Source organism: Streptomyces sp. NPDC020958 (assembly GCF_055562175.1).
The window spans coordinates 370,467-393,552 of sequence record NZ_JBVHFU010000003.1 but is presented as its reverse complement, the minus strand read 5'-3'; the positions used below and the strand labels follow the sequence as shown (position 1 = coordinate 393,552).

At 72.5% G+C, this 23,086-nt stretch carries 19 protein-coding genes; 8 read left to right on the top strand and 11 right to left on the bottom strand.

Annotation, left to right across the window (positions count from 1 at the left end; genetic code table 11):
• Window positions 1-25: 25 nt before the first annotated feature.
• On the bottom strand, window positions 26-577 hold the full coding sequence (locus ACZ3KP_RS12010) for a DUF1707 and FHA domain-containing protein (RefSeq protein ID WP_358976186.1): 552 nt from the start codon (window positions 575-577) through the stop codon (window positions 26-28).
• A gap of 175 nt (window positions 578-752) precedes the next feature.
• On the opposite strand from ACZ3KP_RS12010, the gene treZ reads away from it, so the two are divergent.
• Window positions 753-2,498 (top strand): malto-oligosyltrehalose trehalohydrolase, encoded by a 1,746-nt coding sequence (gene treZ, locus ACZ3KP_RS12005; protein WP_467498623.1) that lies wholly within the window; start codon window positions 753-755, stop codon window positions 2,496-2,498.
• A 208-nt stretch (window positions 2,499-2,706) separates the two neighbouring features.
• On the opposite strand, the gene ACZ3KP_RS12000 is transcribed toward treZ, so the two are convergent.
• From ACZ3KP_RS12000 to ACZ3KP_RS11975, 6 genes are all read right to left on the bottom strand, one after another.
• Window positions 2,707-3,654 (bottom strand): phosphotransferase family protein, encoded by a 948-nt coding sequence (locus tag ACZ3KP_RS12000; RefSeq protein WP_467498621.1) that lies wholly within the window; start codon window positions 3,652-3,654, stop codon window positions 2,707-2,709.
• Between the two features lie 74 nt (window positions 3,655-3,728).
• Complete coding sequence (locus ACZ3KP_RS11995; RefSeq protein ID WP_467498619.1) at window positions 3,729-4,856, bottom strand: aminopeptidase P family protein; 1,128 nt, start codon at window positions 4,854-4,856, stop codon at window positions 3,729-3,731.
• Between the two features lie 139 nt (window positions 4,857-4,995).
• Window positions 4,996-5,553 (bottom strand): PDZ domain-containing protein, encoded by a 558-nt coding sequence (locus tag ACZ3KP_RS11990; protein WP_467498617.1) that lies wholly within the window; start codon window positions 5,551-5,553, stop codon window positions 4,996-4,998.
• Between the two features lie 393 nt (window positions 5,554-5,946).
• Entirely contained in the window at window positions 5,947-8,112 is a 2,166-nt protein-coding gene (gene cyc2, locus ACZ3KP_RS11985) for a germacradienol/geosmin synthase Cyc2 (RefSeq protein ID WP_467498615.1), read from the bottom strand.
• Window positions 8,113-8,248: 136 nt separating this feature from the next.
• Window positions 8,249-9,409: a damage-control phosphatase ARMT1 family protein gene (locus tag ACZ3KP_RS11980; RefSeq protein WP_467498613.1), complete on the bottom strand. Its 1,161-nt coding sequence runs from the start codon at window positions 9,407-9,409 to the stop codon at window positions 8,249-8,251.
• A 101-nt stretch (window positions 9,410-9,510) separates the two neighbouring features.
• The gene (locus ACZ3KP_RS11975; protein WP_467498611.1) at window positions 9,511-10,158 is read right to left on the bottom strand and encodes a ScbR family autoregulator-binding transcription factor; all 648 of its coding nucleotides are present in this window, start codon (window positions 10,156-10,158) and stop codon (window positions 9,511-9,513) included.
• Window positions 10,159-10,617: 459 nt separating this feature from the next.
• Between ACZ3KP_RS11975 and ACZ3KP_RS11970 the strand changes: the two genes are divergently transcribed.
• On the top strand, window positions 10,618-11,535 hold the full coding sequence (locus ACZ3KP_RS11970) for a lytic polysaccharide monooxygenase (protein WP_467498609.1): 918 nt from the start codon (window positions 10,618-10,620) through the stop codon (window positions 11,533-11,535).
• 17 nt (window positions 11,536-11,552) lie between these two features.
• Here ACZ3KP_RS11970 and ACZ3KP_RS11965 read toward each other — a convergent pair whose 3' ends face one another.
• Window positions 11,553-12,197, bottom strand: coding sequence for a Tat pathway signal sequence domain protein (locus ACZ3KP_RS11965; RefSeq protein WP_467498607.1), 645 nt, complete (start codon window positions 12,195-12,197; stop codon window positions 11,553-11,555).
• A gap of 611 nt (window positions 12,198-12,808) precedes the next feature.
• Here ACZ3KP_RS11965 and ACZ3KP_RS11960 point away from each other — a divergent pair.
• From ACZ3KP_RS11960 to ACZ3KP_RS11950, 3 genes are all read left to right on the top strand, one after another.
• Window positions 12,809-13,507, top strand: a complete 699-nt coding sequence (locus ACZ3KP_RS11960; protein WP_467498605.1) for a DUF6230 family protein — start codon at window positions 12,809-12,811, stop codon at window positions 13,505-13,507.
• Window positions 13,507-13,962: a DUF6114 domain-containing protein gene (locus tag ACZ3KP_RS11955; RefSeq protein WP_467498603.1), complete on the top strand. Its 456-nt coding sequence runs from the start codon at window positions 13,507-13,509 to the stop codon at window positions 13,960-13,962. The genes ACZ3KP_RS11960 and ACZ3KP_RS11955 overlap by 1 nt, the downstream gene beginning before the upstream one ends.
• 192 nt (window positions 13,963-14,154) lie before the next feature.
• On the top strand, window positions 14,155-15,183 hold the full coding sequence (locus ACZ3KP_RS11950; protein ID WP_467498601.1) for a sporulation protein: 1,029 nt from the start codon (window positions 14,155-14,157) through the stop codon (window positions 15,181-15,183).
• A gap of 61 nt (window positions 15,184-15,244) precedes the next feature.
• Here ACZ3KP_RS11950 and ACZ3KP_RS11945 read toward each other — a convergent pair whose 3' ends face one another.
• Together ACZ3KP_RS11945 and ACZ3KP_RS11940 are read right to left on the bottom strand one after the other, a co-directional pair.
• The gene (locus ACZ3KP_RS11945; protein WP_467498599.1) at window positions 15,245-17,776 is read right to left on the bottom strand and encodes an HAD-IC family P-type ATPase; all 2,532 of its coding nucleotides are present in this window, start codon (window positions 17,774-17,776) and stop codon (window positions 15,245-15,247) included.
• Window positions 17,766-18,128 carry an ArsR/SmtB family transcription factor gene (locus ACZ3KP_RS11940; RefSeq protein WP_467498597.1) on the bottom strand — a complete coding sequence of 121 codons (363 nt, stop codon included), beginning with the start codon at window positions 18,126-18,128 and terminating at the stop codon, window positions 17,766-17,768. Before ACZ3KP_RS11940 ends, ACZ3KP_RS11945 begins: the two co-directional genes overlap by 11 nt.
• Window positions 18,129-18,268: 140 nt before the next feature.
• Here ACZ3KP_RS11940 and ACZ3KP_RS11935 point away from each other — a divergent pair, with 140 nt between their 5' ends.
• Window positions 18,269-18,724 carry a tellurite resistance TerB family protein gene (locus tag ACZ3KP_RS11935; protein ID WP_358976142.1) on the top strand — a complete coding sequence of 152 codons (456 nt, stop codon included), beginning with the start codon at window positions 18,269-18,271 and terminating at the stop codon, window positions 18,722-18,724.
• Window positions 18,725-18,809: 85 nt separating this feature from the next.
• Here ACZ3KP_RS11935 and ACZ3KP_RS11930 read toward each other — a convergent pair whose 3' ends face one another.
• Window positions 18,810-19,769, bottom strand: a complete 960-nt coding sequence (locus ACZ3KP_RS11930) for an ABC transporter substrate-binding protein (protein WP_358976139.1) — start codon at window positions 19,767-19,769, stop codon at window positions 18,810-18,812.
• Window positions 19,770-20,090: 321 nt separating this feature from the next.
• On the opposite strand from ACZ3KP_RS11930, the gene ACZ3KP_RS11925 reads away from it, so the two are divergent.
• Both ACZ3KP_RS11925 and ACZ3KP_RS11920 read left to right on the top strand, forming a co-directional pair.
• Window positions 20,091-22,598, top strand: a complete 2,508-nt coding sequence (locus ACZ3KP_RS11925; protein ID WP_467498594.1) for a sensor histidine kinase — start codon at window positions 20,091-20,093, stop codon at window positions 22,596-22,598.
• The gene (locus ACZ3KP_RS11920) at window positions 22,595-23,071 is read left to right on the top strand and encodes a roadblock/LC7 domain-containing protein (protein WP_132890098.1); all 477 of its coding nucleotides are present in this window, start codon (window positions 22,595-22,597) and stop codon (window positions 23,069-23,071) included. The genes ACZ3KP_RS11925 and ACZ3KP_RS11920 overlap by 4 nt, the downstream gene beginning before the upstream one ends.
• Window positions 23,072-23,086: the final 15 nt, after the last annotated feature.

Genomic DNA, 23,086 nt, shown 5'->3' with positions numbered 1-23,086 from the left:
TCGGCCAACCCGTACGACGGGGTGGTCAGGAGTTCGCGAGCCGGAAGCACATCCGGCCGAAGCCGACCTGGTCGCCCTCGCGCACGACGGCGGCGCCGGTCACCCGGCGGCCGTTCACGGTCGTGCCGTTGGTGGAGCCGAGGTCCCTGAGGATCCACAGGCCGCCCTGGTGGCGGAGTTCGGCGTGCACCCGGGAGACGGTCTCGTGGTTGAGCCGCAGGCCGTTGGCGGGGTCGCGGCCGATGCGCAGCGGGTGGCCGTGGCCCGGGTGCGGCAGCAGCAGCTTGGGCAGCCGCTCGGCCTGCCAGGCCCGGCGCAGCCGCACGGTGAAGCCGGAGACGGCCTCGACGGTGCCGAAGAGCAGGCGCGCGAAGCGGCTCTCCTGGGGCAGATCGGCGGTGAGCGCGGCGAGTTCGTCCGCGCGACGGGCCGCGAGCGCCAGCTCCATGCGGCGCACGAAGGTGTCGTGCGACAGCCGTCCCATGGCGACGCCGTCCCGCAACACGCTCAGCGCCTTGTCGCGCTCCGCGTCGGACAGCCGCGCCGGGTAGGTGTTGAACTCGAAGGACGACGTCACGCTGCCGATTCTGGGTCAGTGAACCCCGGGTGTCCAGAAAACGGGAAAACGGCCGTCACGCGCGCGTACGTACGGCGACACCCGCCGGGAAAGGACCGATTCAAAAGCGGACTGATCTCTTTCGGGGCACGATGGGAGGACTACCTCACGATGAGCCAGACGAAGGGGACCGTCCGTGCAGTTCGAGGTGTGGGCACCGCAGGCAGACCGGGTGACGCTCCATTGTGACGGCGCCACGCGCGCGATGGAGCGTGATCCACGGCGGTCCGGCTGGTGGGCCGGGGAGGCGGCCGCCGAGGACGGCACCCGGTACGGGTTCGCGGTGGACGACGGTCCCGTGCTGCCCGACCCGCGTTCGCGCCGCCAGCCGGACGGGCCGGACGGGCTCAGCGCGGTCGTCGACCACGGCCGGTACGAGTGGCGGGCCGCCGGGCCTGGCCGCGGGCTGCCGGGCGCGGTGCTCTACGAGTTGCACGTGGGCACCTACACCCCCGGGGGCACCCTGGACGCGGCCGCGGACCGGCTGGAGCACCTGGTGGAACTGGGCGTCACCCACGTGGAGTTGATGCCGGTGTGCCCGTTCCCCGGCCGGCACGGCTGGGGGTACGAAGGAGTCTCCCTCTGGGCCGTGCACGAGCCGTACGGCGGCCCCGAGGCACTGAAACGGTTCGTCGACCGGGCGCACGCGCTGGGGCTCGGAGTCGTCCTGGACGTCGTGCACAACCACCTCGGGCCGTCCGGCAACTACCTGCCCGCGTTCGGGCCCTACTTCACCGAGACGCACCACACGCCGTGGGGCGCGGCGGTCAACCTGGACGCGCCCGGCTCCGACGAGGTACGCGCGTACCTGGTGGGCAGCGCGCTGGCCTGGCTGCGTGACTACCGCGTCGACGGGCTGCGCCTGGACGCGGTGCACGCCCTGTGCGACACGCGCGCGTGCCACTTCCTCGAGGAGCTGTCGGCCGCGGTGGCGGGCCTCGCCGCCGAGTCGGGCCGTCCGCTGTTCCTCGTCGGCGAGTCCGACCTGAACGACCCCAGGGTCATCACCGCGCGCGCGGAGCACGGGTTCGGCCTCGACGCACAGTGGAACGACGACTTCCATCACGCCCTGCACACCGCGCTGACCGGCGAATCGCAGGGCTACTACGCCGACTTCGCGCGCGACCCGTTCGCCGCCCTGGCCAAGACGCTCACCGGCGGCTACTTCCACGACGGCACCTACTCCAGCTTCCGGGGCCGTCACCACGGCCGTCCGCTGGACCGTGCGCGGGTGGCCGGGCACCGGCTGCTCGGCTACACCCAGACCCACGACCAGGTCGGCAACCGCGCTCAGGGCGACCGGCTCTCGGCGTCCCTCTCCCCCGGCCTGCTGGCCTGCGCGGCCACGCTGACGCTCACGGCGCCGTTCACGCCGATGCTGTTCATGGGCGAGGAGTGGGCGGCCGGCACCCCGTGGCAGTTCTTCACCGACCACACGGACCCGGAGCTGGCGGAGGCGGTACGACGGGGCAGGCGCCGGGAGTTCGCGGCGCACGGCTGGGCGGAGGAGGACGTGCCCGATCCGCAGGACCCGGCGACCCGGGACCGGTCCTGCCTGGACTGGTCGGAACCGGAAAGCGAGCCGCACGCGCGCGTACTGGCCTGGTACCGCAGGCTGATCGCCCTGCGCCACGAACAGCCCGACCTCACCGACCCCGACCTCGCGGACACCAAGGTGGCGTACGACGGGGCGGCCCGCTGGCTGGCGTTCCGCCGCGGGGACGTACGGGTGGCGGTGAACCTGGGCGCGTCGCAGGCGGCCATCCCGCTCGGCACCGGCCGGGTGGAGGTCCTGGCCGCGTGGGACCCGGTGACGGCACCGGACACCGACGGGGTGCTGCGGGTGCCGGGCGAGTCCTGCGTGGTCCTGACACAGGCGTGAACACGGCCGCGGTGCCGGTGGGCACGGGCCCTGGGGCAGGGCGCGGGCACGGGTCCTGGGGCGCCCCGTGGGCGCGGGCACAGGGTCCTGGGGGCCCGTGGGCGCGGACGCGGGGTCCCGGCGGTGGACACGGACGTGGGGCCCGGCCGCGTGCTTGCGCGGACGCAGGGCCGGTGGGGCGGTTTGGGTGGGAGGTCGGCCGTGTGGTCTACGGTTCCTCGTCGGGCTCGGTGTCCTCGCGCAGCTCCGTCACCCGTTCCAGCAGGATCGTCTCCCAGGCGTGCCGGAGCCGGCCGCGCAGCAGTGGCAGGGGGCTGTCGTCGCGGCCTTCGAGGCGGTCGGTGAGGCGGATGACGGTGTCGCAGCGGGCCAGCCACAGACCGCGCAGGCAGGGGCGGGCGCCGTACCCGGCGAGCGTGGCCGCGCGGACGGCCGCGCCGGAGCCGACCGCGAGGGCGAGGCCGGCGATGTCCTCCGCGGGGTCACCGATCGCCGTGTCGGTCCAGTCGAGGACGCCGCGCACCCTGCCGTCGGCGCTGACCACCAGGTGCTCGCCCTTGAGGTCGTGGTGGGCCAGGACGGCCGTACCGGGCTGCGCGGCGAGCTGGGCCGCGCCGGGCGGGGTGAGCTGGTGCAGCCGGGCCGGGTCGAACTCGTCGGCGGCGGTGAGGCGTTCGGCGGCGGCCACGGCCATCCGGCGCAGCGCCTCCAGGGAGCGCGGCGCGGCGCGGGGCACACCGAGCGTCTCGGCCTGCCGCACGGGCACCTCGCGCAGCCCGGTGAGCAGCCCGGCCAGATCGGCCTCGCCGACCGCGGAGACGTCGTGCTCCTCGGCCGTGCCGCCGGGGATCACGGTGTCCAGCGTGTAGGTCAGCCCCGGCGACCACTCGCCGTGCGCGACGCTGGCCGGGACGGCGACGGGCAGGTGCGGGCGTACCAGGTCGCGCAGGCGCAGCTCGCGGCGTTGGCGCACGGCGGCGTCGCGGTCCGGGGCGAGGCGCAGCACATGGCGGACGCCGACCCACCAGGTGGAGTGCTCGCCACCCTCCGCGACGGGCCGGACCTCGGGTCCGGAGGCGGCGTCCGCGCTCTCCTTGAGCAGCGAACGGACCAGTCGGCGGACGGTGTCCGCGGTGGGAGTCGGTGCCTGGGTCATGGGTCGCGCCGTTGCCGTTCGGGGTGGGTGGGGGCGAGGTGGTGCTCCGGGGGCCTGGGCCGGTGCCGGGGCGGTCAGCCCACGACGACCATCTCGCGGGTGGTGTTGTTGAGACGACGGCCGCCTTCGTCGGTCACCGTGACGATGTCCTCGATCCGCACGCCGAAGCGGCCGGGCAGATAGATGCCGGGTTCCACGGAGAAGCACATCCCGGGCACGAGCGGTTGCTCCTCGCCCTCGATCATGTACGGCGGCTCGTGCGTGGTGACGCCGATGCCGTGGCCCGTGCGGTGGATGAAGAACGCGCCGTACCCGGCGTCGGTGATGACCGCGCGGGCGGCCCGGTCGACCTCCTGGCAGGCGACGCCGGGGCGTACGGCCCGGCAGCCGGCCTCCTGGGCGGCCCGCACGACGTCGTGCACCTCGCGTTCCTCCGGGGTCGGGGGACCCACGTGCACGGTGCGGGTGGTGTCGGAGCCGTAGCCGTCCTTGAGGCCGCCGAAGTCGAGGACGACCATGTCGCCGTCCTGGATGACGCGGTCGCCGACCTCGTGGTGCGGGTTGGCGCCGTTGGGACCGGAGCCGACGATGGTGAAGTCGACCTGTTCGTGGCCGAAGCGGCGCAGCAGGTCGGCGAGGTCGTGACCGACGTCGGACTCGCGGCGGCCGGCGAAGGGAACCTCGCGGATCTCCTCGAACGTCTTGTCGGCGGCGGCTCCGGCGGCGGCGATGAGTTCCAGCTCGGCGGCGTCCTTCACGGCGCGGAGCATGGGCAGCGCGTCGGTGAGGGAGGCGTACGAGGTGTCCGGGAGGGTCTTCTGGAGACCCAGCAGGTGCATGGCCCAGGCGTTGTCGCTGATGCCGAACCGGCCGGTGGTGCCGAGCAGGTCCGCGGTGACCGCGTAGGGGTCCTTGCCGTCGGTCCAGTCCCGCAGGGTGAGGGCGGGCGCGCCCTCGACCTTCTCGGCGTCCGGGGCCTCCAGGGTGGGGACGACCAGGACCGGGTCCCGGCCGGGGGTGAGGACCAGGAGGGTGAGCCGTTCGGTGACGGCGGTGGGGGTGTAGCCGGTGAGCCACACCATGTCGGGGCCCGGGGCGATCAGGAGGCCGGCGAGCCCGGCGTCCGCCGCGGTGTGCGCCGCGCGCGTCATGCGGGCCCGGTAGTCGTCGGCGATGAAGGGCGCGGGCTTGCTGCCGGTCATCCAGGGCCTCCTTGCGCGGGTGAGGGGGCGGTACTCCTCGGGGAGCATCCTGCCGGGTGTCGCGGGGCGGCGCGAGCCGGTTTGCACGGAAAGGCCGTCGTGTGCCACGGCGCCGGAACGGCCCGCGCCCCCTGGTGGGTCAGGTCACGACCCCGGGAACCACCGTCAGCTGCTGGTACCGCCCGCTCTCGTGCCGCACGGTGAGCGTCACCTCCTGCCCCGGGCGGGCCCCGGTCACCGCCCGTGCCAGGTCGGCGGCGCCGTCGATCCGCGTACCGCCGAGCCGGAGCAGTACGTCGCCCCGCACCAGGCCCGCCGTGTAGCCCGGGCCGGGCACGTGGACGCCCACCACCACGGCTCCCGCCTTCTCGGCGTCCACCACCTCCACTCCCAGCGTCGCGGCGACCGACCACGACGGGCTCGGGGTGCCGGACGGGACGGCGGGCCCCGACGTCGGCGGCGGGGCCTGGCGGTGCGGCCCGGCAGGCTCGCGCATGCCGATCACCGTGGCGCCGGCCGCGCCCAGTCCGACGCCGGACAGCACCAGGACCGTGCCGGCCAGCAGGCCCAGCAGCAGGTTCCGGATCCGGCTGCCGCGGCGACGCGCGGCGTGCGGGCGCCGGACCGGCTCGGGTGGGGGGTCGCCCCCGCGTTCCTGACCGGGGATCGGCTTGGGACGCAAAACGGTCTGTTCCATGGTTCGCCTCCAGCCCCAGCCCTACCCGGCGGGCGCGGGCGCGACGAGACACGAACGAGTGAGACTGCCCCCGGGCGGACGGTGGAAGAGATCAGACCCCGCCGCCCCGTCCACGCCGCGGGCGCTGCCGCGAGGGTGACGCCGACCGTGCCGGACCCCGGTCGCCGTGCGCGCGTACGGGAGGGGCAGACCCGCGTCGGGCATGACCCGGCCGGCCGCCGACCGGGGCCTGGGCGAGCACGACCGGGTGGCGCTGATCCGGTGGCCGGACGACATCGTGACGGACCGGCGCCGACTGCTGTGCCCCGGCGGCACCCGGGACCCGGACCTGTCGCCGCCCGGCGCCCGTACACCACGCTCCTCGGGTAGGGGCGGGGATCCCGTGCCGGCCCGTCAGTGGACGCCGAGCCTCGGGGCGAGCGGTGGGCGGTCCGGGAGGAAGCCGTGGGCCCGGCGGGCCAGGTGGTCCGGCTTGTAGCGGTCGACGTGCCGGTGCCAGTTGAGGATGCCTGCCATCCAGTTCTGCAGGTCCCGGACATATGCTCCCATGGCCTCGCGGCCCTTGGCCGACAGCGCGAAGTCGTCGTACACCACGGGGAGTTCGTTCGCGACGACGTGCTCGAACTGCTGCATGCGCTGGGTCATCAGGTCGTGCACGACCCGGAGCGCGGTCGGGTGGTCGACGCCGAAGAAGTTCTGGACGACGAGGATCGCGTTGTGGAGCTCGCCCTCGTACTGGATCTCCTTCTGGTAGGAGAAGACGTCGTTGACGAGCATGCCGTAGTCGGTGGCGGCGTTCTCCAGGGAGCGGACCGGGCCGCTGCGGTAGACCTCCGGGGGGACCGCGGGGGTGTGGCCGCGGCGGGCCAGGCTCAGGGTGAGTTCCGAGCCGAACGTGGCCCGGCGCATCTCCAGGTAGTCGATGGGGTCGGGGATGCGGTGCTGGAGGTGGTTGGACATCTCCCAGAGCCAGCTCTCGGTCATCTCGTCGACGGACCGCCTGAGGGCGATCCGGTCCTCGGGCCCCATCCCGGCGGTGGTGCGGGCCCACAGGTCGGCCAGGCCGCGTTCCATCCCGGTGACGGGGACGGGTACGGGCTCGTCGGAGACGGGCATGCAGGCGGAGAGACGGGCCGTGGCGAGCCTGGCGCCGGCCAGGTCACCGCGGGTGCCGAAGACGAGCGGGTAGTAGTCGTCGGCGTAGGTGCCCCAGGCCAGCCACCGGGAGGCGAGGTCGAGTTCGGCGGGGGTGGCGTCCGGGTCGAGGCCCGCGGCGCAGAGCACGAGGTCCGCGGCGGCGAGCTTGTCCTCGTCCCAGACGCCCTCGGCGAGCATGCCGGTGGAGTGCATCCAGGCGGTCAGCCGGGGCCGGGTGGCGTCGAGGTGCGGGCTGAGCTCCACCTCGTAGGGCATGTGGAAGTCGGGCAGCGGGGAGGGGCCGACCTGTTGGAAGGGCACGTGGGAGTAGGCGCGCAGACGCTCCGCGGCGGCCGTGGCGAGCAGGGCGGCGACGTCCGCGGCGGACGTGCCGGGGCCGGTCGGGCTCTGCCAGGGGGCGGCCGGTGAGGTGGCGCCCTGGTTCATGTAGCGGCTGGAGCGCAGGTGCCATTCGTGGCCGCCGGACTGCCAGTCCTGCAGGCCCTTGGTGTAGGCGGCGATCGCGGCGGTCTGGTGGGGGGCGAGGCCCTTCTCGGCGGCGAGGGCGGGCACTTCGGTGAGGGCGGTGTGCTCGAACTGGTGGAGGCGGGAGGTGAGGATGTCGTTGACCGTGTCGGCGGCCTCCTGGGTGGAGCAGTCGAAGAAGGTCTCCAGGACCAGCACCCCGTTGCTGTTCTCGCCCTCGTCCTCCACCTCCCGCTGGTAGGAGAACAGGTCGTTGCGCAGGTGGACGGCGTCGGCGAAGGTCTCCATCAGGACCCGCAGCGGCCGCGAGCCGGCGACGGCGGCGGGCACCTCCGCCGTGGCGTACTCGACGAGCCCCGCCGACCAGGGGGCGCCGCCGACCTTGCGGCGCATCTCGATGTACTCGACGGGGTTGGCGATCCGCCCCTCGTTGATGTTGGCCAGCTCCCACATCGACTCGTTCAGCAGGTGCTCGGTGGCGACCGAGAACCGGCGGCGCCAGTCGCCCGACATCGCGGGCACGGTGCGCCGCCACAGGTCGGCGAGGCCCGCCTCGACGGGGTTGCGCGGTTCCGGCACGGGTGTCGACAGGTCGAGCGGCATGAACAGCGGGAGCCGGTCCAGATGGGCCTTGCCCGCGGCGCGGTCCTGGGTGCGCTTGTACATGTCGAGGAAGTGGTCGTCGAAGAAGAACACCCACACGTACCAGTCGGTGATCAGCGACAGGGCGGGTCCGTCGCAGTCGGGGTGGGTGTAACTGCACAGCAGGCCGTAGTCGTGTGCCTCCAGGTCGGCCCGGGTCCAGATCCCGGAACCCTCCAGCATGCCCATCTCTCGGGCCCACTCGGCGGAATGGGCTCGGGCCTCCTCCAGGTGCGGGTTGAGCCGCGCGGGGTACGGCATGTAGAAGTGCGGGAGTTCGAACGGCTGCGTCATGGCCGGGCCCTACCCGCACGCCCCGACGGCCATCCCGGCCGGGGCACATGATCACACCATCGCGTGAACCGGAGCGGTTCCGGTGACTTCACCGGCCCCCGTGGTCATACGGCCACCCGGTTCGGTTGCGCGCGCTCTACGCCCGGACCGTCGGCCCGGAGTTCGCGTTGACCTGGATCAGGGCGTGGGTGCCGGCCGTCCGCCAACGCTGTCCCTCGGCCGCGTCCAGGGCCGCCACGGTGTCCGCGGCGAGGCCGGTGACCACGTCCGACTTGAGGGTGCGCAGCGCGGCCACCGGTCCCGGGAACCAGTCCGTGACGTCGGCGAAGGGGGTGGTCGGCGGCCAGAGGCGATCGCCCACCAGACGGCGGTAGTTGAGGTCCCCCTTGAAGATCGTCAGCGCGGCGGAGGCGAACTCGGCACGCAGGTCGTCCGGCATCTCGGCGTACGGCAACGGGGCGCAGGAGAACGGATGGGCGCGCACCACGAGCCGGCCGTCGGCCATGGCGGACCAGAGCGTACGGCCGTACCGCGCCGCGGCGCCCGGGGCCGCGGTGAGCCTGCGCAGGGCGTCGAGCACGTCGGCGGTGGTGGCGTCGGAGACGTAGTAGGGGTACGGCTTGACGTGCAGGACCGCGCGGTCCACGCCCGCGGTGTCCAGGAGGTGGGCGATCAGCAGCAGGTCGGGGACGAGTTCACGGCCCGCGTTGTCGGCGACCAGGCACAGCGTGCCGCCCCGCAGCAGCGGCCGGAGTGCTGCGCTGTCGTCGGCGACCAGGGCGAAGTCCGCCTCGCCCGACTCGGCGGCGAGACGGAAGCCGAGGTCCGCGCGGTTGCCCCAGAGCGAGCCGTGCAGCAGGGCGGGGCCGGGGTCGTCGTCGAAGGCGTCGAGGGCGGCCAGTTCGTCGTCGGTCTCCCCGGCGTCGAGTTCGGCGAGCTTGACCGGGCGGAACGGGTCGATGCCCTGCCAGGGCCCGGGACCGAAGTAGCCGACGGCGCCGAGGAGACGGCGGTAGAACCAGCTCTCGGACCACAGCCACGGCACGTCGAACCAGGAGCGTCCGGTGTAGGTGTCCAGTCCTTGGTCGCGCCACACCTCGGCGTCGCCCGGCAGGGGTTCGATGACGCCCTCGGTGCAGTTGAGCAGCAGTTCGTCGAGGGCGCGCCGCTGTTCGGGGCCGTACGGGAAGGCGTCCCGCACCTGGCGGATGATCGCGGGGTGCCGCTCGGCCAGCACGCTGCGCGGGAACGGGCCGGTGGTGCCGAGGATCACGGGTGCGGCGGCGGAGTCGGGCATGGGCGCCACGCTATCGCGCGCTCAGCCCGGCTCCGCCGAACGCGCTCAGCCCGGCTCCGCCGAACTCGCTCAGCCCGGCTCCGCCGAACCGGGAGTGCCGGTCACGCCGTTCTGATCTCGCGCTCCAGCTGGGTGGCGAGGGTCAGGTAGCGGGCCCGCCGGTGGACCGGGACCAGGCTGCGGATCATCAGGTGCCACATCTCCGCGACCCGGCGCGGCAGCCGGGTCACCGGCTCCAGGTTGCGGCCGGCCACCCGGGTCCCGACGAAGAAGCAGACCAGCGAGTGCGCGACCGCGCCCACGTCTATGTCCGGGTGCACGTCGGACTCCTTGACCGCGCCCGTGAGTTTGCGGGTGGCGAACTCCAGCCACTCCGTGAACGGGTGTCTGAGCGGCGGCTTCACGGAGACGTCGGCGGTGGCGAGCCGCAGGCCGGCGCGCGGGATCGGGCCGTCGACGGAGAGCCGGGCGATGGCGAACGTGGTGCGCATCAGGGCCTCCAGCGAGGAGTAGCCGCGGCTGTCCATCTCGCGCACCAACTGGCTGGAGGTGCGGGACTGGAGCTCCATGATGGCGTGCGCCAGGTCCTCCTTGGCGGCGAAGTGGAAGTAGAGCGCCCCCTTGGTGACCCTCGCGTGTTCGACGATCTCGCTCAGGCTGGTGGATTCGTAGCCGTGCCGGTCGAACAGGTCGGCGGCGGCCGTGATGATCGTGGCGCGGGTCTGCTCCGCGCGTAACTGCCTCGCCATCGACTCAACGCTCCTTCACGGCTTACGGCTCTGCGTTCCAAACCGACGGGGCATGCGGTTTGTTTTTCACCCCGTGCACACGATAGCTCACCGTGCGGCAGCGGGAGGCAACTGTGCGGACCTGGTGACGGACACGTGCGCGTGGCGCGCCCGACCGCCCGATCGGCGTCCACCGTGCACAAACGGACGAGGGCGGAACGCGCCTCTCCCTCGGGTTCGTGCCGGTTTCCGGAAACGGTGCGGGCGGTGTGGCACACAACGGTGATCGCCACGATACGAGCCGGACGGTTGGTTCTCAATGCCGCCCGGTACGTCCTGGAGGGAGTCCATAAGGGGACGAGCCGGTCGGCGGCGGATACTTCGCCCGGCCCTGTGATCAACCGCACTGAACGGTGCGCTCCCGATTCCCGTACTCACTCGGCACACCCCGTACCCGCGCCTGCCGAGGAGACGTCCCGGATGACCCGGACGACCGCCCAGTTGAGAGTCGTGGGAGCCGCCGCGGCGGCTCCGCTGCTGCTGCTGTCGTGGGCGGCGGGGTCCGCCCGCGCGCACGGCGCACCCACCGATCCCGTCAGCCGTGCCTATGCCTGCTCGCCCAGTGGCGGCAGCGCCACGACGGCGGCCTGCAAGGCGGCGATCGCGGCGAGCGGGCAGAACTTCGTCACCTGGGACGACCTGCGGGTGGCGGGCGTGAACGGCCGGGACCGGCGGGTGATTCCGGACGGGAGACTGTGCAGTGGCGGCCTGCCGGCGTACCGGGGGCTCGACCTGGCGCGTGCGGACTGGCCCGCGACCCGGCTGACGCCGGGCGTCCGGATGACGATGACGTACACCTCGACGATCGCGCACACCGGTACGTTCAAGCTGTATCTGACGAAGCCGGGCTACGACCCGTCGAAGCCGCTCACGTGGTCGGATCTCCCGGCGCGGCCCTTCGCCGAGGTCAAGGACCCGCCGCTGACGAACGGCGCGTACCGCTTCAGCGCGAAGCTGCCGGCCGACCGGACGGGACGCCAACTGCTGTACACGATCTGGCAGAACAGCAGCACGCCGGACACCTACTACTCGTGTTCCGACGTGGTGTTCACGACGAGGAAGGCCGCCGGTGGGGCGACGGGCGGCACGAAGGCTCAGGTCGGTGGCGCACCGACTCCCACCGCCGCGCCGAGCGCCGAGCCCTCGGCGCGGAAGACGGCGGCGGCGGCCCCGGTCGCCCCAACGACCGGAACCACCACCGCCGCCGACAGTGCTCCGGTGGCCTCCGACACCGCCTCCGGATCGGGCCCGTCGGCGCCACTGGTGGCGGGCGGCGCCGCCGCGGTGCTGGTGCTCACCGGGGGCGCCGCCCTGGCGTTGCGTCTGCGTCGACGCTGACGCCTTGGGTCAGAGCGTCAGTTCACGAAGACGGACGCGCCGCTGTCGGTGACCGGGGCGTACTTCGCGGTGAAGTAGCCGGCGGACGGGCAGAGCGACGAGCCGGAGGTCTTCGCGAACGCCTGGTTGCTGAAGTTGACGCTGTTGTCGCTGTTGTCGGTCGTGCCGTTCAGGCCGGCGGCCTGGTAGACACAGGTGATGCTGCCCAGCAGCGTGGTGAGCTTGACCGTGGTCTGGATGGCCGAGCCGCTCGCCGGGGTGACCGCGAGCGCACCGCCCGAGGCGACCGCGTTGGCGTAGGGCAGGTTGTCGACCGTGATGCTGGAGACACCGGTCACACCGAGCACGTTGCTGGTGCAGTTGCCGAAGGTCTGCCCGGTGACCGACTCGGTGGCGGTGCCGGAGGCCGCCGGGTTGTCCGTGACCGTCGCGGTGAAGGTCGAGGTCGAGCACTTGATGCCGCTGGTGCTGGTGGCGCTGGAGTAGAGGGTGGCGGAAGTTCCGCTGGCCAGCGACGCGCTGAGGGTGTCACCGACGGCGACGGCGGTGCCGCCGGCACTGCCCGTGGTCAGCACCGCGCCGTCCGCGGAGGCCGGGACGGTGGCCGCGACGGAGAGGGCGACGACGGTACCTGCGAGGGCAAGAAGGGATCGCGTACGCATGCGGGTTTGCCTCTTTCTTAGGGGGACTTGCGTGAGGTGGGGTGGGGGGTTCGAAGGGGCGCGGTCGCGCGGCGCCAGCCGTTGCCGGGCCGTGACGCCTTCTCCGTACGTCACGGGCCGGCAACGGCAGCCGAGCCGGACCGGCCGGAAACCTGGGGGGGTTGGGCCTCCGGCCGGACCGGTTGAGGGCGTTCGGGCACAGCCCCTGGGGGGAAGCGACCGTGCCGACGCCGCTGAGCGGAGCGGTGATCGAGGAGGCCGGGAAGCGGTCGATGCCGCTCGGCGGATCCGGCGCCACGGATCCGGTAGAAACCAGGGAGAGTTGTAGACCTGATCAAGCGTCAACGTCAAGGCTGATCACGGAAGTTGAGCAACCGATCAAGGAAATGCATGGTCGGAACACAACTGACGCGAATTCAACACCCTTTTTTCACAACTGTCTTGACCCTGAAAAGTAACCGCCGGTAACTTTCGCCATGGCTACTGCTGCGTAACGAGAAAGCCCTTGCGCCCGCCGGGAGTTGCGAGGAGGCGTGCGCGGCAGCCGCTGTCCGCGCCAGGACAACGTGCCGCTGAAGCCCAACCCGCGTGACTAATGCATGGGAGCAGACATGGCCTCGTCCCCGGACGTTCCGTCCGCCGACAACACGCCAGAGAACCCGGGAAGCGGTTCTCTTTCCGACACACCAGAGACCACCGGGGCCACCGGAGGGGTACCGAGACGGGGCCGGGTCCGGGGACGCCGGGCCGCCATGATGGCCGTGCCGGCCACCGTGGCCGTCGCCGGTCTCGCGGTCCTGACCGCGCAGGGGGCGCTGGGGGTGCAGCTCTACATCTCCGGCATGCCCTTCACGGTCACCGCCAAGTCGCTCGACGGCACCGGCTTCGAGCAGTTCGGCGGGCTCGACACCATGGCCGACGGCAGCCCGAACGCCGGTGACACAGGCGGGCAGGTGCTGGTCGTCACCTCCGCGATCAAGAAGGCGACCCTGGACAGCCTGTGCCAGAGCGTCGACCTCGGCGGCACCAACCTGCTCATCAAGGCAGGCAGCGGCAAGTCGAAGGTGGAGGCGACCGATCTGACCACCGACTCGACCCTGCTGACGGGCGACGCGTCCTTCAACAACATCGAGATCGGCAACGACGCGAGCACGCTGACCAAGGCGGGCGTGAAGGGCCCGATCGGCGTCTTCAGCCAGCAGGCCGACAACGTGCACATCGACAACCTGCGGCAGACCAACTACAAGACGACCGCCGGGACGTTCACGCTTCCCGGTCTGAAACTCAGCTTCAGCGACTCGGGTTGCTGATGTCCGGCACAGACACTCCCCTTGAGGGGTGGCGGCCCGCCTTCCGCGGTTGGCGGGCCCGTCGGCCGTTCTGGGGCGGGCTGCTGCTGACCCTGGGCGGCGGCTGGATCCTGCTCACAGTGAAGGCCTCGTTGAAGGTCGTCATCCATGTCGGCGTCCAGGGCGTGGCGGGGTATCTGCTGCCGGTGGTCATGGTGCTGTGCGGCCTGTTGACCCTCTTCAGCCCCTCGCAGCGGCTCTTCTACTCCGTCCTCGGCATGCTGTGCTCCCTGGGCAGCTGGGTCACCTCCAACCTGGGCGGCTTCTTCGTCGGCCTCATCCTCGGGGCGGTCGGCAGCTGCATGATCTTCGGCTGGCTGCCGGACCAGGAGCCGCGGGTGAGCCGGCGGCAGCGGCGCAAGGCCGCGCGGGCGACCGCGCAGGGGTTCGGAGACGGTGCGGGAGAGCCGGCCTGACCCTTCGCAGGAGGCGGACCGATGTACTCGGTCCGCCTCTTTCGTGCGTCCGGGGTGCTTTTCGGAGCACCTCGTTCCCCCGAACAGGTGACTTGGGAACTTCTTTGCCGTTCTTGCCAGTTCATTGGACAGCCGGAGGGCGTGGTGCCGTCCGGGTGTGAGGGACGAGTGCGGTGAAGGAGCGGCGGGGTCATGGTGTTCAAGCGGCTGCTGGGGGCGATCGGAGTCGGCGGGCCCTCGGTGGACACGGTGCTGGACGGCGGTGCCGTGGTGCCCGGCGGAATGCTGGCGGGGCGGGTCTGGCTGAAGGGCGGTTCGGCGGCGGTGGAGGTCGAGCACATCGGGCTCGACCTGCTCGCCCGTGTGGAGGCTGAGCACGAGGAGGGGGAGAGCGAGGGCGCGGTCGTCTTCGAGCGGTTCGCCCTGGGCGGCGGCTTCCGGCTCGGGGCGGAGGAGGAGCGGGAGGTGCCGTTCGCCGTGCCGCTGCCGTGGGAGACGCCGGTGACCGAGCTGTACGGCCAGCCGCTGGGCATCGTGCTCGGGGTGCGCACGGAGGTCGGGGTGGCCGGCGCCCGGGACAAGGGCGATCTGGATCCGCTCACCGTCGGGCCGCTGCCGGTCCAGGAGGCGGTCCTGGAGGCCCTGGGACAACTGGGCTTCGGTTTCCGCTCGGCGGACCTGGAGTACGGCCGGATCGGCGGCACCGGCCAGCAGCTGCCGTTCTACCAGGAGGTGGAGCTGACCCCGGCGCCGCAGTACGCGCACGCGGTCCAGGAGGTCGAGCTGACCTTCCTCGCCTCCCCCACGGGGCTGGAGGTGGTGCTGGAGGCGGACAAGCGCGGTGGGCCGTTCTCCTCCGGGCAGGACGCGCTGGCCCGGTTCACGGTGCGCCACGAGGACACCCATGCCCTCGACTGGAACAGTGAGGTCGACGGCTGGATCCGCCAGTTGATCGCCCACCGCGAGTCCTACGGCACCCATGCGGCCTACGGGCACGGCGAGCACTACGGCGAGCATCACCACGGCAGTCGGCACCACGGCGGGGACATCGACGGCCACCACCGCTCCGGACCGGGCCTGGGCACGGCGGTCGCCGCGGGTGCGGCGGGCCTCGCGGTGGGCGTGGTCGGCGGAATGGTGGCGGCCGAGGTGGTCGACGAGATCGGCGACTTCTTCGAGGGAGACGAAGAGGACGGCGGGGACGGCGGGGAAGAGGACTAGGACCGGGGGCGGCCGGCGGGGTCCGCCACCTCGTCCGACCTCCTCGCCCTCGCCTCGCGTTTCACGGCCGGCACCCGTCGTGGCGGGCGCGTGCCGCTCGCAGTGCCAGGGCGTACAGGGCGAGGACGGCGGCGAGCAGCAGGTGGAAGTCGGGTGGCAGCCCGGTCATGCCCAGGGCCGCGCCCAGCGGGCTCGGCGGCAGCAGCAGACCGACGGCGGCGAGGACGGCGGCGGCCCGGCCGATGGGTCCGCGGCGGCTGCCGCCGCGCAGCAGGAACATCACCAGGGCCTGGGTGAGGAGGTTCTCGGTGAACCAGGCCGAGTGGAAGACCGCCTGGTCGTCGAGTGCGTCGGGGCCGCGCAGGGCGAGCGCGAGGACGCCGAGGGTGGCGAGGTCGGCGACCGCGTTCAGCACCCCGAACCCGGTGATGAACCGCAGGAACGCAGGTGGCCGCAGCATGGTCGGCCGACGCAGCGCCGCGGGTCGCGGGCGGTCGTGGGCGAAGGCCAGCTGGGCGGCGTCGAAGCAGAGGTTCTGGGCGAGCACCTGGGCCGGGAGCATCGGCAGGAAGGGCAGCAGCAGGCCGGCGGAGAGCATCGCGATGACGTTGCCGAGATTGGAGGAGAGCGTGACCCGTAGATAGGAGGCGATGTTGGCGCTGCTGTGCCGGCCGGCGGTGACGGCGTGCCCGATCGCCCCGAGGTCCTTCTCCGCGAGCACCACGTCGGCGGTCTCGCGGGCGAGGTCCACGGCGGTACGGGGGGCGATGCCGACATCGGCGGCGCGCAGGGCGGCGAGGTCGTTGACCCCGTCCCCGAGGAACCCGACGGTGTGCCCGGCGGCGCGCAGCCCGGCGACGACCCGGGCCTTGTCCTCGGCGGTGCAGCGGGCGACGACCGTGGCGTCGAGGTCGAGGGGGTCGCCGGCCACGGCCACCCGGCCGGGGTCCAGGCCGAGTTCCCGGCAGACACGGGCCGCCGTCGCCGGGTGGTCGCCGGTGAGCACGCGGACGGTGATACCGAGACCGGTGAGGGTGCGCAGGGCCTCGGCGGCGCCGGGGGCGAGGGCGTCGCGGAAGGTGACCAGTCCCCGGAAGGTGAGGCCGTGCGCGTCGGCGGCGGGGTGCGGGCGGCCGCGGGCGCCAGGGGTCCCCCCGCGCGAGCGCGGCCCGGTGCCGGGGAGTTCGGTGGTGGCGACGGCCAGGACGCGCAGTCCGGTGGCGGCCTCGCGGTCGGCGAGGGCGAGGAGGCGCTCACGTTCGGCGGGGTCCAGGGCGCAGCGGTCCAGTACGGCCTCGGCGGCGCCCTTGGTGATGAGCAGGTAGCTGCCCGGCAGGCCGGTGACGACGGCGGTGGCGGTGCGCCGCTCGGGGTCGAAGGGCACGGCGCCGATGCCGTCGTACTCCTCCCCCACCGGTCCGGCCGCCGTGAGCAGGGCCTCGTCGAGGGCGTCGGGGACGGGGAGTTCGGCGAGCTGGAGGGTCCACCAGGCGCCGACGGCCGCCCAGCGCAGTACCTCGGGGTCCTCCTCGCCGTCCGGTCCGAGCGCGCGTTCGACGACGGGCCGGTCCTGGGTGAGCGTGCCGGTCTTGTCCAGGCAGAGCACGTCGGCGGCGCCCAGGTCGTGCAGCGCGGGCAGCCGCCGTACGACGACCCGGTGGGCGCGGGCGAGCAGCGCGGCGCCCCGGGCCAGACAGGTGGTGACGACCACCGGGAGCATCTCGGGGGTGAGGCCGACGGCGACCGCGACCGCGAAGGGCAGCGTCTCCAGACCACGTCCGCGCAGGCCCGCGTTGGCCATGAGGACGAGGGGCGGGGTCAGCAGCATGAACCGGATCAGCACCCAGGAGATCCCGTGCACGGACCGGTCGAAGGCGCTCGCCTCCCGCCGTCCCTCGACGGCGCCCCGGGCGGCGGCGAACCGGGTCCGCTCCCCCGTCGCCACGACCACCGCCGTGGCACTGCCGGAGGCGACGCCGCTGCCCTGGAAACAGAGGTGGGGCTCGTCGAAGGGGCCGGGGCCGGCGGGGCGGGGCACGTCGACGGCGGCCTTGGCGACGGGCGCCGACTCACCGGTGAGCACGGCCTGGTGCACCGTCAGCCCCCGGGCGCGCAGCAGGCGTACGTCGGCGGGCACCAGGTCGCCCGGGCCGAGCCGTACGACGTCGCCGGGGACCAGGTCGGCGACCGTGACCTCACGGGTCCGTGGTTCCGCGTCCGGGCCGGCGCGGCGCAGCACGGTGGCCGTGCCCGCGACGAGTTGGCGCAGGGCCGCCAGCGAGCGGTCGGCGCGGTGCTCGCCGGCTGCCCGCAGGGCGGCGCTGACCGCGACCAGGGCGAGGATCACGACGGCCGTGCCCCAGGAGGCGACGAGGGCGGAGGCCAGGCCGAGGGTGAGCAGCACCGCGGTGAACGGGTCGCGCAGGGCACGCACGCAGCGCGGTGGCCAGGGGGCGGTGCCCGGGCGGGGCGGGGTGTTCTCGCCGACGTCGGCGAGCCGGGCCGCGGCCTCGGCCTCGGTGAGCCCGCGCGGTCCCGTGTCCAGTCGGCGCAGCACCTGCAGGGAGGTGGCGGCCTCGTCCTCAGAGACCATGGAGCCGGCGGGGTGCCGGGACGTCGGCGCCGGTGGTGCGGGCGGTGAGGCGGCCGACGAGCAGCTGTGCCACGTCGACGACGTCCGCGTCGTCCACGAGGTACACCTGGCGGCGGCCCTCTCGGCGGGAGCGCACCAGACCGGCGAGCTTCAGCTTGGTGAGGTGCTGGCTGACGGCGGGCAGCGCGCCCCCGACCCGCTCGGCGAGGCCGGTGACATCACTCTCGCCCTGGGCCAGCGCCCAGACGATGTGCAGCCGGGCGGGCGAGGCGAGCAGCCCGAAGGCGGCGGCCGCTTCCGTGAGCACGTCCGCACCCGGGTCGTCGTCGCCTCTGCCGGGCTCTGTCCCCACCGTTGCCGTCCTCCTGTCCGCCGCGTCGCGGAACCAGTTTAGGACGCGGGAACTTATCGTCGGCCGGGTCAGTTTCTACGGTGTTGTAGAAGTTGTTCTGCCGACAAGCAAGCCTCTTGTCTACCGAGGAGTGAATGCGCATGGCCCTGTGGGACCGCATCAAGGATTCCGCGACGCAGATGCAGACCCAGCTCGTGGCGAGGAAGAACGACCTGAAGAGCGGTGCGTTCCGCGACGCGAGCATGGCGATGTGCGCGCTCGTGGCGGCTGCCGACGGCACCATCGATCCGGCGGAGCGGCAGCGGGTGGCCCAGCTCATCGCCACCAACGAGGTGTTGCAGAACTTCCCGGCGGACGACCTGCGCCGTCGTTTCGAGGAGAACCTGAACAAGCTGACCACCGACTTCGCCTTCGGCAAGGTGAGCGTGCTCCAGGAGGTCGCCAAGGCGAAGAAGAAGCCGGCCGAGGCGCGTGCCGTCATCCAGATCGGCATCGTGATCGGCGGCGCGGACGGCGACTTCGACAAGACGGAGCAGGCCGTGGTACGCGAGGCGTGCTACACGCTGGACCTGCCGCCGCACGAGTTCGACCTCTGACGAGCCGACCCGGGTCGGTGACGGCCTCGGCGTACCGGACGGGTCCGGGTGGCCGAGGCCGTCACCGCCGGGGCGACCCGGAGGGTCAGCTGAGGCCGGCCTTCTTCAGCCAGGCCTTGGCGACGTCCAGCGGGTCCTTGTTGTCCGACTGCACCTGGGTGTCCAGGTCCAGCAGGGTCGCCGTGTCCAGCTTGGCGGAGACGGCGTTGAGGGCGTCGACGGCCGTCTGGTTCAGGGCGCTCTTGTAGACCAGGGGCTGGACGTTCTCGAAACCGAAGAGGTTCTTCGGGTCCTGCAGGACGACGAACTTCTCCTTGGTGATGGTCGGGTCCGTGCTGAAGATGTCCGCGGCCTGTACCGCGTTCTTCGTGAGGGCGGCCTCCGTCAGCGCGCCGCCCGCGTCGAGCGCCTTGAAGGACTTGAACTCCAGGCCGTACACGGACTTCAGGCCGACCAGGCCCTGCTGCCGGGTCTGGAACTCCGGCGAGGCGCCGATGACCAGGTCCTTGGCGATGTCCTTGAGGTCGGCTATGGAGGACTTCGCGGTGAGGTTGTACTTGGCGGCGGTCACCGCGTTGAGGGTCACCGTGTCCTTGTCCTGCGCGTCCGCCGGGTTCAGCAGCGTCAGCTTGGAGTCCAGCTTGGCCTCGATGGCCTTGGTGGTCTCGTCGATCGTCTTCGGAGCGGCCTTGGGGTCGAGGTAGGCGAGCAGGGCGCCGTTGTACTCGGGCAGGACCGAGATCGATCCGTTCTTGAGCAGACCGTAGGTGGTCTCGCGGCTGCCGATGTTCGGCTTGTACGTGACCTTGACACCCTTGGCCTTGAGCGCTTCGCCGTAGATGTCCGCGATCAGGGTGCTCTCGGCGAAGTTGTTGGAGCCGACGACGACGGTGTCGCCGCTCGCCTTGCTGTCCGACAGCGGGTCGGACTTGCTGTCGCTGGAGGAGGAACAGCCCGCCAGCAGGGCCGTCGTCGCGGCGAGCGCGACGGCCGCCGCACCTCGGTATGTCCGGATTGACCTGCTGGGAAGGGTGTTGGAAGTCACGGTTGCCGTTCCGGGAGCTGTGGGAAGGGTGGGGGTGTTGCGAACCACTCAGCACGATCCAATCCAGCCCGTTCTCGGTCAGTCAAGTGTCTCCGGGTCACCGATTGGCTTCGATCCGTGGCCAGTTGTGGATAGAGAGCGGTCTCTTTGTAACGGATTCTTGATAAAGAGCAAGCGGAACGTCGCTTCAAGAACGCTGTAGTCTCACCGCAGTTGATATCGGTCACAGCGGTGCACGGGGCCCGCTACTCGGTGTCGTTCCGCAACAGCTCGGGGTGAAGACGCCCCCCATCGACCAGACACCCTGATGAAGGAGGCCCGGTGTCCACGAACCAGGTGGACGCGCCCGTCCGTCCCACTCCGCAGCGGGGCGGGATCCGGGGATTCGCCGACCGTTGGCCCTTCCGCCGCAAGCTCAACCTGCTGGTCGGAGTACCGCTCGCCGTCATCGCCGTACTGCTGGCGTACGTCTTCACCGACCTGGTTCAGCAGTCCACCAGCGCGGACTCCGCGGCGCAGCTGGTCCGGGACAGCACCCAGGTGGCGCGGCTCGTGGACACGGTGGAGGCGGAGCACCAGCAGGCGATCCTGCTCTCCGCGCGGTACGAGTCCGGAAACGCCAGGCCCTCGCCCCGTGCCTACCAGGCCGCCCAGGACGCCGTGGACTCCCAGGTCGAGAAGGTCCGTCAGACTTTCGGCGACCGGCTGCCGGGCACCGAGGCGGACGCCCTCCGGCAGGTCGAGGGCCTGTCCAGCCTGCGCGACTCCGTCGAGCAGGCGTACCTGCCGGCCGACAACATCGACCCGGCCTACTCCAACGCGTCCAACGACCTGATCGACGGCCTCGGGCTGGACCGCAACACCAACCTCGCCTCGACCTTCACCGGCAACCTGCTGGACTCCCTGCTGCGCGCGGACGCCGCCCACGGCGCCTTCGAGACCAACGTGCTGGCGGCGACCACCGGGGACACCAACGCGCTGATCGAGTTCACCAACGCGGTCGGCGCCTACGACCTCTACCAGCACCAGGCCGACCGGTTCGGCCGGTTCGCCTCCGACGGGCAGGCCGAGCAGCTCGCCGGTCTCGAACACACCAAGGCACAGGGCAGGATCGCCGAGTCCTTCGCCGAGCTGCAGATCGACCCGACCAAGCTGGTGTCGGGCAGTCCGGAACAGATCCAGCGGGCGGTCAAGGACGCGCTGGCCGACTACCCCGCCTATCTCGACCAGGCCGCCGCCCGGCTGGCCATCACCACCTCGCTCATCGGCCAGATCGCCGACCGCGCCGACGCCGCCGCCGACTCCGCCCGCTGGCGCGCGATCTGGCTGCTGACGGGCGCGCTGCTCGGCTTCGTCCTGTGGCTCGCCCTGTCGGTGCTGGTGCGCCGCTCGGTGATCCGCCCCGTGCAGGCCCTGACCGGGGTCGCGCACGAGGTCGCCGAGGTGGCGGGCCGCGAACTCGCCCGGGTCGCCGACGACGACGCCGAGGACGCCGGCCCGCCCCGGCTGCGGGACATGCCGGTCACCGCCCGGGACGAGATCGGCGACCTGGCCGAGGCGTTCAACCAGGTGCAGACCACGGCCGCGGCGCTGCTGGAACGCCAGGTGCTCAGCCGCCGCAACACCGCGGAGATGTTCGGCAACGTCGGCCGCCGCGTCAGCAACCTGACCACCCGCCAGCTGGCCTTCATCGACGCGGTGGAGCGGGCCGAGACCGACCCGGCGCTCCTGGAACGCCTCTACTCCATCGACCACATCGCCGTCCGTCTGCGCCGCAACGCCGACAGCCTGATGCTGCTCGCCGGCATCCGCGAGACCGTGCTGGCCGCCGGGCCCACCCCGGTGTCCAACGTCGTACGGGCCGCGCTCGGCCAGATCGAGGGGTACCAGCGGGTACGGCTGTACGCCGCCACGGACGCCGTGATCGAGCCGGACATCATCGGCGACCTCACCCTGATGGTGGCCGAACTCCTGGAGAACGCGGTGTCGTTCTCACCGGCGGGCAGCCCGGTCGAGGTGACCGTGCGCGCCGGCGACGCCGGTGCGCACATCGTGGTCACCGACCACGGTCTCGGCATGAGCGCCGAGCGGCTGGCCGAGGAGAACCAGCGGCTGATCCGCCGTGAGCGCCTCGACCTGGTGCCGACCAAGGTGCTCGGCCTGTTCGTGGTGGGTGCGCTGGCCCGGCGCTGGGAGATCGGCGTCGAGCTGACCCGGACCCCGGGCGGCGGTGTCACCGCCGAAGTGACCCTGCCCGCACGCCTGCTGCTGACGATGAGCGCGGTGGCCGACACCGCCGGCAGCCCGCTCACCGTGGAGCCGACGGCACCGACCGAGCCGACCGGACCGACCCCGGCGGCCTCGGTGCCGGCCGGACCGGCCCCGGCGCGCAACGGCGCGACCACGCCGAGCTGGGCCACCGGCCCGGCGCACACCGCCGCGGAGCCCGAGGGCCCGCTCCCCCGCCGGGTGCCACGCCGCGAGCCGGCCGCCGACGCCGGGACGGCCCCGCAGATCCCGGCCGCGCGCTCCGGCGAACCCCCTGCCGACACCTCCGACACCGCCGACACCGCCGACGGCAGCCGCCCCCTGCGCCGCCGGGTACGCGGCGCCACCCTGCGGACCACCGTCGGCGCCGCCCAGGCCCTCTCCGGGGCGCCGCGCACCCGTGACGCCGAGGCCGAGCGGGCCGCCCTCGACGAGTTCGAGGCGGCGGTGGAGCGCGCCCGGCGCGACAGCGACACCGGCAGCCACGAGCGGCCCGCGCCGCACCCCCGAACGAATCCGCCGCACGACCAGATCCACCTTCCGGAAGGAGCCGAGCAGTGAGCACGTCGACAGGTGACACCCCGACGGGCGGCGTCACGCCGACCGACCTGCAGGCGGCCGCAGCCGACTTCACCTGGCTGCTGAACCGCTTCGCGACCGAGACCGCAGGCGTCGTCGACGCGATCGCCGTGTCCTCCGACGGCCTGTTGATCGCCGTCTCGGAACTGCGCGAGCGCGCCCATTCCGAGCGGCTGGCCGCGATCGTCTCCGGCATCACCAGCCTGGCCGCCGGCGCCTCCGGCAACTACGGGCTGGGCGGCCTCAACAAGGTCATCATCGACCTGGAGGGCGGCCATGTCATCGTCTCCGCGATCGGCAACGGCGCCGTGCTCGGCGTGGTCGCCGACAACGAGGCCAAGCTGGGCAACATCGCCTACGAGATGACGTTGTTCGCCAACCGCGCCGGTGCGGCCCTCAGTCCCCAGCTCGTCCTGGAGCTGAAGAACAGCGTCGGCGTCCCACAGACGCGCTGACCGGGATCACCGGTC